Origin of the sequence: Bacillus sp. 166amftsu (genome assembly GCF_900107445.1) — a bacterium.
GTDB lineage: Bacteria > Bacillota > Bacilli > Bacillales > Bacillaceae_G > Bacillus_A > Bacillus_A arachidis.
This window is the reverse complement of record NZ_FNQA01000012.1, coordinates 1-13,420: the sequence shown is the minus strand read 5'-3', so window position 1 is coordinate 13,420 and position 13,420 is coordinate 1. Positions and strand designations below refer to the sequence as shown.

Below are 13,420 nucleotides of genomic sequence, written 5' to 3'. Positions count from 1 at the left end.
AGTATATAACATAACAAATGAAACGATTCATGTTAATGCAATAGATGAAGGGTAGTAAGGAGGCTTTATTATGGATAAAGTAGTAACAGTAAAAAAAGGGGAGTTTGTTCATTTTTCGTATCGCGATGATGCTTCTTTAAAATTTACTGGATATGTAGTTAGTGTTCTGAACAATACAATTATTGTCGATATCTCAGAGGATTTGCAACTTAAAGGATATGAAGAAATAGAATCTCGTCAAGTTGTCAAGCATGGCTGCTATGAAAAAATCGACATGCATACAGATAAAAAATGATAACAAACATAATGATTTGTACAATAGATTGGAAAGGTCATTTTTTCGCATCTACTTTATATAAAATCAACTTTTCTAACATGTTATATAAGTTAAGAGTAAACAATAACTAAATACTAGTCGTTCATATTACTGGAAGATGATTTCTTCAAAAAGGGTATAGTAGACTATTTTAGTTAATTTCGGAGGTATGACAATGAAGAAAATATTGTTAATCATGTTTACTATTTTATTTGTTACTGGATGTTCAAAAACATCAAAACAAATTAACGCTTTCGATGCTGAAATGCAAGGACTTTTAAAAGAGGCTACTTCAATGTTTCCTGAATCTAATAGTATGAAAGCATACTATAAGAAAATGGAATCTATTAAACAAGAATTATACAGAAACAAAAACATAAAAGAAAAGGACCGCGAAGTATTAAAAGATCTAACTGTACAATCAAAACTCGTTATGCAATCAGCGGAATCTGGCTTGAGAGATCAATTAATAAATGATATAGAAAAACTAAATAAAATTGTTGAAGAATATAAGAGTGCGTGATTTTTATTGTAGGATTCATTACCACTTACTTTTTGATATATCCCTATAGAGTTATTTATATTCAAATTAATAGAGGACAGGCCCTCTAAAAGAAGAAGTCTATCCAAGGGGAAGTATAACGAATTGATCCGATTTTTAGTCAGGAATATGAAGGAATAGTGAAAAGCGGCTTACAATTTGTGAGCTGCTTTTCACTATTATTTCACTTGAATATAAACAAAATGAATCTTTTATCAGAAGCGTTCTTATAAAGGGGGATTTCATGTCAAACAATTTATACATTACTAAATTGTTTGTGTATAATTTATTATACAGTCTTAATAAAGGATTGTTTCCTAATCATAAGATACAACATTGGCACAGTTTTTGCTTGTATTAAATGTAAGGAAGGGGGAAGGGCTCTAAGAAATAAGTAGGGTGTATTATTAACAGTAAAAAAGTGACTTACCATTATCTCACTACTTTTACTAGTATTAATAGGAAACTGTTTAATATAGACAGATTGAATGATTCATCCTAAAAAAACTGAATTTTTAAAATATTAAAGGGGGCAATAGTATGGCGAAAAACTCGAAATTTTATAAACTGATGCTTGGGGTTGGGATTGTTACGATATCCTGTAATGGAATGCAAATTCAAGCAGAAACAAAAGAGAATAATATGAAGAATGTATTACAAATGGAGCCGGTAGGAATACAGAAATCCGTTGATGAGTTGGCACATCCTTCGAACATACAGGAAAATGCATCTTTCACAAAGCGATTAAAGTCAGCAGACTTATCGCAGCGTCCGCCAGCGCCAAAAGAGAATGCTAAACAACTAGTTGAAGAAAAAAAATATTCAATGGCTGAATTGAATCAATTAAGCAACAAAGAATTAACGGACCTTCTTGTGACAATCAAATGGTATCAAATTCCGGAATTATTTCAGTTTAATAATGATAGTTTGAAATTCTATCAAGATGATAGCCGGATGCAAGCGATCATTGATAAACTAGCAGAACAAGGACAAGCTTATACGAAAGATGATTCAAAAGGAATTGAGACATTATCAGAAGCTCTACGTGCGGCATTTTATTTAGGTTTTTATAATGATGAATTAAGCAAACTAAACGAGCGCAGCTATCACGATAAATGTTTACCAGCTTTAAAAGCGATTGCAAAAAATCCGAATTTTAAACTTGGTACACCAGAACAAAACAAAGTTATTTCATCGTATGGAAAGCTGATTGGAAATGCATCAGCTGATGTTGAAGTTATTCAATATGCGGGTGAAATCTTCAAACAATATAACGATAATCTTACAACTTTCATTGAAGATAGAACAAAAGGCGATGCTGTATATGAGTTGATGAAAGGGATTGATTATGAAGTTCAGTCGTATATGTATGCTACGGGCAAGGAACCAAAAGATACGATGTGGTATCGAAACATCGATAACTTTATTAATGAAATCAATCGCTTTGCACTGATTGGTACGGTAACAGACAAAAACGGATGGTTAATTAATAATGGAATTTACTATGCTGGCCGGCTTGGAAAGTTTCATAGTACACAGGCAAAAGGACAGCAAGTTGTTACAGAAGCGATGCGGATTTATCCATATTTAGGGGAGCAATATTTTGTTGCGGCAGAACAAATTACTACAAATTACGGCGGAGTCGATGCGAACGGAAAAACAGTAAATTTAGATCAAATTCGAGAAGATGGCAAGAAGAAATATTTACCGAAAACGTATACGTTTGATGATGGGGCAATCGTTTTTAAGGCGGGAGATAAAGTTAGTGAAGAGAAAATTAAACGTTTATACTGGGCGGCAAAAGAAGTACGCTCTCAATTTTATCGTACAGTTGGTAGCGATAAGCCGCTTGAAAACGGACATGCTGATGATGTGTTAACGATGGTCATTTACAATAGTCCGGACGAATATCAATTTAACCGTCAATTGTACGGCTATGAAACGAATAATGGTGGAATTTACATTGAAGGAACAGGAACGTTCTTTACATATGAACGTACACCACAGCAAAGTATTTATAGTTTAGAAGAATTATTCCGTCATGAATTTACACACTATTTACAGGGAAGATACGAAGTTCCTGGATTATGGGGACAAGGTGATATGTATCAAAATGAACGCTTAACTTGGTTTGAAGAAGGAAATGCGGAGTTCTTTGCAGGCTCAACTCGATTAGATAGCGTTGTACCACGAAAAAGTATAATTGGCGGATTATCTAATGATCCAGCTAAGCGATACACAGCAGAGCAAACATTAAATGCGAAGTATGGAACATGGGATTTTTATAACTATTCATTTGCATTGCAATCTTATATGTACAATAATCGCCCTGAGATGTTCGATAAAGTGCATGATTTAATTCGTGCAAATGATGTAACAAATTACGATGCGTACCGCTCTGCATTAAGTAAAGATAGTAAATTAAATGAAGACTACCAATCTTATATGCAAATGCTGATTGATAATCGTGATAAGTATACAATTCCACAAGTATCAGATGATTATTTAGCGGAGCATAAAACGAAAGCGCTTTCTGATGTCACAGCGGATATCACAAATGAAGCGAAGTTAAAAGATGTGAAGGTAACAAAGAATAAATCACAATTCTTTAATACATTTACACTGCAAGGAACATATACAGGAAGTGCGTCAAAAGGAGAAATAGAGGACTGGAAAACGATGAATCAAGCAACGAATGATATGCTGAAACATCTTTCTGAAAAAGAGTGGAGCGGATACAAAACATTGACTGCTTATTTCGTGAATTACCGCGTTAATAGCGCTGGACAATTTGAATATGACGTTGTGTTTAGCGGAGTGAATACAGAAGAAGATACTACTGTAGAAAAAGAACCGAATAATGAATTTAATACAGCGAATCCACTATCTTTGAACACAGTATTACGAGGTAGCCTAAGTGATCAAGATCAAGCGGATCGGTTTGTTATTGATGTAAAGGATCCGAAAGACTTGCAGATTACTGTTACGAATGAACAAAACATTGGGCTAAACTGGGTATTATATTCTGAGTCAGATCTTAATAATTATGCCGCTTATCCAACAAAACGTGACGGAAATAAATTGCTCGGGAATTATAATGCGAAGCCAGGCAAATATTATTTAAGTGTATATAAATCTGGTGGTGGATCAGGGAATTATACAGTAGAGGTAAAATAATTTAACAGAAATCCAACAGAAATCCCCTTCCTAGGGCGCATGCAGGACATAGTCCATGCGGTAGGAAGGGGATGAATGTTGGTGATGCACAGCACGAAGTTTCTATTTCCTATTTAAAATGATGTATTTGTTGCGCCAAATCTAGAAAAATAAATTTCTTTACTTAGCAAACACATGATTACCGATCACTGCAACAGTTTGGCGTGTGGTAATCCATTTATCAGTAGAGGTTTTTGGATTATAAAAATAAAGCCAATCAGAATTAGTTCCTTTAGTAGAAATTGCTTCTTCAACCGCCATCTTCGCTTCGTGAGTTGCGGGTTGATTAATTCTTCCATCTGTAACAGGTGTAAATGCATAGCCATATTTAATTGGTTCATAAATAACATCTGTAATTGTATTTGGAAATCCTGTGGCACCAACACGATTTAATACAACTTTTGCTACTGCAACTTTTCCAGCGTAAGGTTCCCCTCCTGCTTCTGCAGTCACTAAACGAGCCATTAAGTCTACTTCTTGTTCTGAAATGCCCGTTGTAATGATTAAGTGTTGACCCGCATAAATTCGGTCACCGTTTGTATTGTTAGCTTGTCTAATTGATTGTACGGATACATTGTATCGTTTTGCGATAGCTTCTAATGTATCCCCCCGTTGAACCTGATAAACAGCTTGAGCTGAATGATTTGAAGCTGCTAACTCTTTTTGAGGTGTAGGCTCGCTTGATGGAGATGAGACTGGGATAGTTAAATGTTCACCAATATAAATTTGATCATTCATCTTATTATTAGCTTGTTTAATTGCTTGAACTGAAACTCCATAGCGGATGCTAATATCCGAGAGAGTGTCATTTTTTTTAACAGTATAAATCGTTGCGGCATCAGCCGTTCCTTGATTAGATACTAGTGTAATTGTTGCAGCAGATATAGGTAGCAAATTTTTCACCTTATGTAACTTCATTCGAAAAAACCTCCTGAAAATAGTTGAGATATACTTAGTTATGAATATAAATTCAAAAATGAGATTATTTATTATTTATCCATGGTTAAGTCCTCTATATACTAACAAATTGAATGAGTATCGTCATTAATTGTATATCAACATTTAAGCGGTCTTTGTGAAGTCGAATATTGCGATGAATTTATATAATACAAATTAGTTTTATTCATTTGTTATTCATTTTATTGTAATTTTAGGATGCTAAATGAATTGAAAAAATATTTATAGTTGCATAATAGTTAGTCACAAATTCCTCGTCTAGTTTGATGTTAAGGAATTTTGCAACAGAACCTAAACAAGTAAAACAATGATTATATAAAATTAGATTGGTGGAAGATGAATTTTGTTAGGCGTGAGCATCAGTAAATTGGTATAATATAGTAATATGAGTGGGGGAGAGAAATGATGGTAGTAAATAGGGCATGTGAATTCTATATACATCCAAATAGGTATTAATAATTAAAGTAATTAGTTACAGTTGCGTTGTATTCAAGCTTTCCTTCATAGTTAGACTGATAAGTATAAGGAAATATATAATGTTATTTCTCTATCTGCAGATAAAACACTGCATATATTATAATGAATGACACATATAATAGCGCCCGAAAAGAATCAGATCAGGTTATGCGAAAAGAGGAGTGAAGATATAGATATGAACATAGGTGAACGTATTAGACAAATACGTATACATAAAAAATTCACGCAGGGAGAATTAGTATCAGGGATATGTTCTATAACTTATTTAAGTAGAATTGAAAATGGACAAATTAAACCTTCAACTTCTTTTTTAGAAAAGATTGCTCAAAAGCTAGATGTTGATTATAAATTTCTTGTAGATGCGGATCATGAGGATGTAGAACCTAAACTTCTTCATATATGTGAAAAGTATAAAAATGAAAAAATTATATCTGAAAAAGATTTATCATTATTAGAACTTTATGTTCGTGAAACAACCTCAATTCCCTTACTGCTTAAGGCTTATGGTACTTTAATATACTATCATGCTCGAAATAATAACTTAACATATATAGAATCCATTGTAGAACGGGCTTCACAATTAATTCCCAATCAAGTCGAAACCAAACATAGTGATGATTTCATATACTACTTAATGGCCCGTGGTCTTTATTACTATAACAAACAAGATAATATTACAGCCCAAGAAATTTATGTTCAAATAGAGAGTTTACTAGGTGGAGAAGAAAGTGTACAACACGCTGATGTATATTATAATTTAAGTATAATAAAACAACGTCTTTATCAAGATCAAAATATTAGTCGTTTGTACTCTACCAAAGCATACAAATTGTATAAAAAATTAAATATGGAAGACCGAGTTATAGATGTTCTAATAATTCTGGCCTTGCAATATCATTTAGATAAGCTACATGATAAAGCACTTGAAACTTTGAAACAGGCAGAACTTGGAGCGGAAGCTATTAATAATTCCATGTATTTCCCTATAATTTTATATAATTATGCGAAAATATATCAAGGTTTAAAAGACTATACCAATGCGATAAAATATTATGAAAAAAGCTTACAACTTAGCGAGTTTCTTCCTAACGAAGCAGACAAAGTTTATACATTACGTAGCTTAATAGAAATTTACATAGAATTTAAAGACTGGGAAACGGTTAATAGACTTATGGATGACGCATTTAAAATCTTAGCAGTTCAAGATGTCCCTTACGCACATGTTCAGCTATATAGCTTCAAAGCGACTATATTCAAATTACGTGGTGATTATTATGGATATGAGAAAGAAATGCAAAAAGCTATTGAAATGGGGTTAGAAAAAAAACAATATACGTTAGTTCGAGAACTTTCTACTGAACTAGGGAACCATTTTTATGATAATCGTGCTTATAAAATGTCAGCAAAGTATTTAAAAATATCAGTTGAAAATTCTCTAAATTAAACTTGAAAATTCGCTATATAAACAGCCCATAATTTATTATCATTTCTATCAAATTACAAAAACTCAACCTGTAGCGCAGCTATCATTTTGCTGTTAATATAAATTTCTAGTCAGTAGTGTTTCTGTTTGGATAAGATTTTATAACTGATATCCCAAATATCAATTTAACTACACTGATTATCTATAAAAATCAAAAGTTTAATGTGATTAGTTAAATTTTTGACTGTTTCTCTTTGGAAAATTGACTGATAAATTCGAATTTTTTACTTCTATTTTTTAACATTGAACCTCTAGTAGTATTTGAATTAACAAAACAACTATTAATGGAGGTTCAATGATGAACATTAAAAAATTCTTTTCAATTATGGTTATGGCTACTGTATTTTCTGGTTTCTCTTTATTTGGTAATGCAGTTCATGCAGATACTACTCCGCAATATTCAATCTCTCAATCTAATGCCGACGATACTCCAATCTTCTATAATGATATTCTACCTCCTGGAAAATAATAAAGTGTGCGCCTAAACTAGGATTAAAAAATACATATATAACAAAACAGGTGAATTTTATTATTCACCTGTTTTTATGTTAAGGTTTCATAACTGATACCTCAAATATCAATTTAACTACACTAACCATCTATAAAAATCAAAAGTTTAATGTGATTAGTTAAATTTTTGACTGTTTTTCTTTGGAAAATTAACTGATAAATCTAAAATTTTTACTTCTATTTTTTAACATTGAACCTCTAGTAGTATTTGAATTAACAAAACAACTATTAATGGAGGTTCAATGATGAACATTAAAAAATTCTTTTCAATTATGGTTATGGCTACGGCATTTTTTGGTTTCTCTTTATTTGGTAATGCAGTTCATGCAGATACTACTCCGCAATATTCAATCTCCCAATCTAATGCCGACGATACTCCGATCTTCTATAATGATATTCTACCTCCTGGAAAATAATAAAGTGTGTGCCTAAACTAGGATCAAAAACATACATATATAACAAAATAGGTGAACAAAAAATGAACTGTCTCTATACAGTGAGACGGGTTATTAGATTACTGGCTATTCTATTAGTAAAAAAAGAAGAAAAAATAAACAATAATTCACGATATTTTTAATGGAATTTTACTGATTGTTATTAACATAAATTAACGAGTATATTTTAGGTACAGAAAGCCAAACCGCAAGGAGGGAGTTAGTCTGATGCTAGAGACAAAAAATTCTATAGATATGATAAACAATATAAATTATCATTTGGATCTTGGTAGGTACAACAATCATCATTTAAAAACCTTTTCAAATGAACATGGCGTATTACCATATCATGTTTACAAACACCCATTGAATAAACAAGCATCGCAAAAAGAATCGATGAGTCTAGCTCAACCATTTATTCATATTAATACCTTAGCGCAAATTCTATATGAAGCATTTCATGATCAAACATTTACAGCTTTGGTACCTATTTTATTTGTTTTTCAACCGAATATTGTAACCGGTATATCTAACCCGGGTGCTTATTCAATAGATTTGTACAATGATTATTTTGTTCATTTAAAAGACATCAATATTCAAGAATTTACAGCAGGAATAGGTGAAAAAAAAGGATCTATAGCTATTGGATATATGATAAACCAAAACGAAAGCATTCAGCATTCAAAAGAATTTATGCATCAAAAGTTACAGGACCAAACTACAGAGTGTATGTTAGCCTTACAAAAGCAATTGCGCATACATGGAGAGTTAGAAGAGCAAATTCAGTTATCATTTGATTTCAAGAAAATAATGATACCTTTAATCATCTTACAATGGATTAAACAGACAACGATCCCGTTGTGAAGTTTTTTAAAGGTAACCTAAGCTTTTGTGAAAATAAGCATGTATATTTATCTTGGAAATTGGATGAGACTTATATCAAATTTAAAGGAGAATGATGTTACCTATATCGTGCAATCGATAAAGAAGGGTGCACATTTTACACAAACGGAACCGAAATCTGAACCCAGATTTCGGTTTTTTGATTTACGATGAATTACAAAATTTATTAACGATGGCATAAAAGGAAGCGCTTTTGGCGGAACTCTTTTATTCTTTAATCAATTTTGCAACAGAACCGCTGAATATAAAGCAATGGTAGAAAAAATTATCAAATAAAATTAAAAATCATATTATAAATAATACTTATTTATAATTATTATTTTGACGAACTTATTATCAATTGGTATACTGGAAACGAATATTCTTGAAAAAGATTCTCATTTCCGAAATTGAAATGCATATAGATGACTAAGAAGAAAATAGGTTTACTTGTGATGGTATACAGGACCCAGAGTCATTAACAGATGTGGAAGCATATGATACGCATATCCATTACCGACGTAAGCGATTTCAAGGAGCGCTTGATGATCTAATTGACGGCTATAAAGTAATTAGTGGTATTTCGCCACTTGCGAAAATTCCAAAGGAACAAGCTGATAAATTAACGTAGGAAGTGAATAGACGTTTTTTAGAATATGAATTTGTATGCTATCTAGGCTTAAAGCGCATCGCTCCATTTATTGAAGATGCGGTGGAAGAAAGGAACTAGGTGTACGTTATTTCGGAGCATCTATGCCGAATGCGCAAGATTCATTTATTGATTGCCTAGTAGAAATTGTTTCCAAAATAGCGAATAAAATAATTGACAAAAAAGTAAATTTGAATAATAATTAGATTGTAATAATTTTAAATAAGTAATTATTATCATGAAAAACAGGAGGTCCCCTTTGATGAATCCAAATAATCGCTTAACAACAAACCAAGGTGCTCCAGTAGGAGATAACCAAAATTCTCGTACAGCTGGTCGCCGTGGGCCGGTATTATTAGAAGATTATCATTTAGTAGAAAAGCTTGCTCATTTTGATCGTGAACGTATTCCAGAGCGTGTGGTACATGCGCGTGGCGCGGGTGCTCATGGTGTTTTCGTAACGAAAAATAGCATGAAAAAATATACAAAAGCAGCATTTTTGCAAAATGCGGCAACAGAAACACCTGTATTCGTTCGCTTCTCAACGGTTATTCATGGGCAAGGTTCTCCAGAAACAGCGCGTGATCCACGTGGGTTCGCTGTGAAATTTTATACAGAAGAAGGAAACTATGATATCGTTGGTAACCATTTACCTGTTTTCTTCATTCGTGATGCAATTAAATTCCCTGACATGGTACACTCTTTAAAACCAGCACCGGATACAAATATTCAAACGCCAGATCGTTACTGGGATTTCATGACGTTATCACCAGAATCTACTCATATGTTAACTTGGGTATTCTCTGATTACGGTACTCCTGCAAACTACCGTCAAATGGAAGGGTTTGGTGTTCATTCGTTTAAGTGGATTAATGCAGAAGGCAAAATTGTTTATATTAAATATCACTGGAAACCACAGCAAGGCGTGCGTAACTTAAATACAAAAGAAGTAGAACAAGTGCAAGGAAAAGACTTCAACCATGCTACTCGTGATTTATTTGATGCAATCAAGCACGGAAATTATCCGAAATGGGATCTTCACGTACAAGTCATGCAACTTGATGAAATGGATTCTTTAGACTTTGATCCGTTAGATCCAACGAAAGTATGGCCAGAAGATAGCTTCCCGCTAATGGAAGTAGGGACAATGACGTTGAATCGTAATCCACAAAACTTCTTCGCAGAAGTAGAACAAGCAGCATTCTCACCAAGTGCAACTGTACCTGGTATTGAACCGTCTGAAGATAAATTATTACAAGGGCGTTTATTCTCTTACCCAGATACACAGCGCTATCGTCTTGGTGCGAACTACTTACAAATTCCTGTAAACTGTCCATATGCAGCTGTTCACAATCAACAACGCGATGGTGCAATGCAAATGAATCAACAACCTTCAACAATTAACTATGAGCCAAGTCGTCATGTGGAAAACCCAGTTGAGGATCCGGCATACCGTGATTCAACTATGAAGCTTGAAGGTTATGTATCTCGTGAAAAAATTGACAAACCAAACGACTTCCAGCAAGCGGGTGAGCGCTACCGTTCATTCTCTAAAGAAGAACAAGATAACTTACTTGCAAACTTAACAAATGATTTAAAAGATGTGCATGAACAAACGAAGTTACTTGCAATCTGTAACTTCTTCCGTGCAGACCGTGATTACGGTATGCGCTTAGCGCAAGCATTAAACGTTGATATTTCGGCGTATGTAGGAAAACCTGCGAAGTAATAAGATTCTTGATTGTATTCTCAAATTGAAACTGCTATATGTGTCTATAATAAATAGAAAAGGCGACTGATTTTTTTCGGTCGTCTTTTGTTTTGGAATAGTGAGAAGAATTTCTTGTTCTATGAATAGGAATTATATACATTAAATGTTAAAAATACATAGGCATCTCTACGGAGGAATATAATGCAAGGAATACTTTTGCAGAGGAGCGAAGAGATGCCTGAGAATGTGAACAATCCATTAACAACGGAGCGAATGATTCGTATTATTAGAAATGGTCTTGTAAATTCGCAATCTCCTAAACATATTCTTGTTGTTGGGGCGGGAATGGCTGGTTTTGTTGCTGCCTCTTTATTAAAAGGAACTGGGCATAAAGTCACAATTCTTGAAGCGAATGATAGGATAGGTGGGCGTGTTTACACCTTGCGCTCTCCCTTTAGTGATGGGTTATACTTTAACGCAGGACCAATGCGAATTCCTAATACACATACTTTAACTTTAGAGTATATTAAAAAGTTTATGTTGCCGACAAATGTATTTATTAATCGAACTCCAATGGATATCATTTACGTAAATGGCATTCAAACACGCCTGGGCATATTTGAACGCAGTCCAAGTATTTTAAAATATCCAGTTGCCCCTAATGAAAGAGGGAAGACAGCTGAGGAACTGTTGCTTTTAGTCATGCAACCCCTTATTGATTTTATTAAACAAAATCCGGAGAAAAATTGGTCTCTTTTAGAAAAACAATTTAGAACCTATTCGTTGGGTTTTGTGTTAAACACTTATTTTTCAGATGGTGCAATTGATATGATTGGTGTACTCCTTGATATGGAGGCGTATATGGGAATGTCCTTTATTGAAGTTTTACGGGAATCTATATTTTTCACATCAACAACTCATTTTTATGAGATAACGGGCGGCACGGATCAATTACCTCAAGCATTTCTACCGCAATTAAAAGAAAATATACGGTTCCATCAAAAAATGACACAAATCGTTCAGGAGAAAAACAGTGTAACCATCCATTCTATTCATAAACAAACCTCAGAGTATTTCACAATAACAGGTGATCTCGCCATCATAACCATTCCTTTTTCAGCTTTACGATTTGTGAAAGTCGAACCGTTTGATTCTTTTTCCTATAATAAGCGAAAAGCAATTCGGGAACTTAACTATATAGCCTCAACAAAAATTGCAATCGAGTTTAAGAGCAGGTTTTGGGAAAGAGAAGGCCAATATGGTGGTAAATCTATCACTGATCTACCCATTCGATTTACCTATTATCCAAGTTATGGGATTGGTACAAAAGGGCATGCGATGGTCTTGGTAAGTTATACATGGGCAGATGAGGCTTTAACATGGGACAGCTTATCCGAAAAAGAGCGAATTCAATACGCCTTGATGAATTTGGCGGAAATTTACGGGAATCAAGTCTATTTTGAATTCGTATCAGGTTCTTCCTTTAGTTGGGGACAAAATCCTTACTCTTGTGGAGCTTTCACGGCTTTCGAACCGGGGCAGGAATTAGAATTATACCCATATATGACTATGCCTGAAGGAAAAGTGCACTTTGCTGGTGAACATACTACACTTACCCACGGATGGATGCAAGGGGCGATTGAATCGGGAATACGGGTTGCACATGAAGTAAATAACTTGCCAAACGTACCATAACCTGAATTATCGGTAGGTCGAAAAAAGAAAATTTTAAATTCAGTTTTCATAACAAAAAGAGTTTTTGTGAGTGATAAAGAAGTGAGAATAAACAAGGAAGAAAGTTCTATTCTTGTTTCTCTTCATAGACAAAAACTTATGTGTTAATTTTAATTACGAAAAAAGTATAATTGTTGGATCACCAATTGTTCAGTCTATGACAAACTAAAAGACGACTGTAAACTGAAATGAACCCAAAAAGTTAGACAGAAAAATTAAGCGGCTGATTGGATATGAGTCCGGTATTGTACTGGACTCATTCCATTTAACTTTACTTTAATTCTTTTGTGGTTGTAATAATGAATATAATCCTCTAATTCTACCTTAAAATGTTCCATACTTTCAAATTCTTTAAGGTAGAGTAATTCAGACTTTAATAAGCCAAAGAAATTTTCTATGACTGCATTGTCCAAACAGTTTCCCTTACGGGACATACTTTGGATAACCTTGTATTTTTTTAGTGCTTGTTGGTATTTCTTCATTTGATAATGCCATCCTTGATCTGAGTGA

At 33.6% G+C, this 13,420-nt stretch carries 11 protein-coding genes and 1 pseudogene; 10 read left to right on the top strand and 2 right to left on the bottom strand.

Annotation, left to right across the window (positions count from 1 at the left end):
* Nucleotides 1-70: 70 nt before the first annotated feature.
* The 3 genes from BLV40_RS20505 (at nucleotide 71) to colA (ending at nucleotide 4,034) form a co-directional block, all read left to right on the top strand.
* On the top strand, nucleotides 71-295 hold the full coding sequence (locus BLV40_RS20505) for a DUF2187 family protein (RefSeq protein ID WP_026590484.1): 225 nt from the start codon (nucleotides 71-73) through the stop codon (nucleotides 293-295).
* A gap of 196 nt (nucleotides 296-491) precedes the next feature.
* Entirely contained in the window at nucleotides 492-839 is a 348-nt protein-coding gene (locus tag BLV40_RS20500; protein WP_026590483.1) for a hypothetical protein, read from the top strand.
* A gap of 558 nt (nucleotides 840-1,397) precedes the next feature.
* A complete protein-coding gene (gene colA, locus BLV40_RS20495) occupies nucleotides 1,398-4,034 on the top strand; it encodes a collagenase ColA (RefSeq protein ID WP_090693385.1) in 2,637 nt (878 codons plus the stop codon).
* A 159-nt stretch (nucleotides 4,035-4,193) separates the two neighbouring features.
* Here the strand turns inward: colA and BLV40_RS20490 are convergent, their stop codons facing one another.
* On the bottom strand, nucleotides 4,194-4,991 hold the full coding sequence (locus BLV40_RS20490) for a LysM peptidoglycan-binding domain-containing protein (protein ID WP_090693382.1): 798 nt from the start codon (nucleotides 4,989-4,991) through the stop codon (nucleotides 4,194-4,196).
* A gap of 691 nt (nucleotides 4,992-5,682) precedes the next feature.
* Here BLV40_RS20490 and BLV40_RS20485 point away from each other — a divergent pair.
* The 7 genes and pseudogenes from BLV40_RS20485 to BLV40_RS20465 all read left to right on the top strand — a co-directional run bounded on the left by BLV40_RS20485 (nucleotide 5,683) and on the right by BLV40_RS20465 (nucleotide 12,871).
* Nucleotides 5,683-6,951: a helix-turn-helix domain-containing protein gene (locus tag BLV40_RS20485; protein WP_090693379.1), complete on the top strand. Its 1,269-nt coding sequence runs from the start codon at nucleotides 5,683-5,685 to the stop codon at nucleotides 6,949-6,951.
* Between the two features lie 364 nt (nucleotides 6,952-7,315).
* Nucleotides 7,316-7,459 carry a hypothetical protein gene (locus BLV40_RS28685; RefSeq protein ID WP_176527716.1) on the top strand — a complete coding sequence of 48 codons (144 nt, stop codon included), beginning with the start codon at nucleotides 7,316-7,318 and terminating at the stop codon, nucleotides 7,457-7,459.
* A 313-nt stretch (nucleotides 7,460-7,772) separates the two neighbouring features.
* Complete coding sequence (locus BLV40_RS28680) at nucleotides 7,773-7,916, top strand: hypothetical protein (protein WP_176527715.1); 144 nt, start codon at nucleotides 7,773-7,775, stop codon at nucleotides 7,914-7,916.
* A 246-nt stretch (nucleotides 7,917-8,162) separates the two neighbouring features.
* Nucleotides 8,163-8,798, top strand: a complete 636-nt coding sequence (locus BLV40_RS20480) for a hypothetical protein (RefSeq protein WP_090693375.1) — start codon at nucleotides 8,163-8,165, stop codon at nucleotides 8,796-8,798.
* Nucleotides 8,799-9,241: 443 nt separating this feature from the next.
* Nucleotides 9,242-9,537: pseudogene (locus BLV40_RS20475) on the top strand (ferrochelatase); the annotation flags it as partial.
* A gap of 190 nt (nucleotides 9,538-9,727) precedes the next feature.
* Nucleotides 9,728-11,194, top strand: coding sequence for a catalase (locus BLV40_RS20470; RefSeq protein WP_090693374.1), 1,467 nt, complete (start codon nucleotides 9,728-9,730; stop codon nucleotides 11,192-11,194).
* 216 nt (nucleotides 11,195-11,410) lie between these two features.
* Nucleotides 11,411-12,871 (top strand): flavin monoamine oxidase family protein, encoded by a 1,461-nt coding sequence (locus BLV40_RS20465; RefSeq protein ID WP_090693544.1) that lies wholly within the window; start codon nucleotides 11,411-11,413, stop codon nucleotides 12,869-12,871.
* 254 nt (nucleotides 12,872-13,125) lie between these two features.
* Here BLV40_RS20465 and BLV40_RS20460 read toward each other — a convergent pair.
* The coding region (locus BLV40_RS20460; RefSeq protein ID WP_139265586.1) for an IS3 family transposase at nucleotides 13,126-13,420 on the bottom strand (295 nt) is incomplete at its 5' end.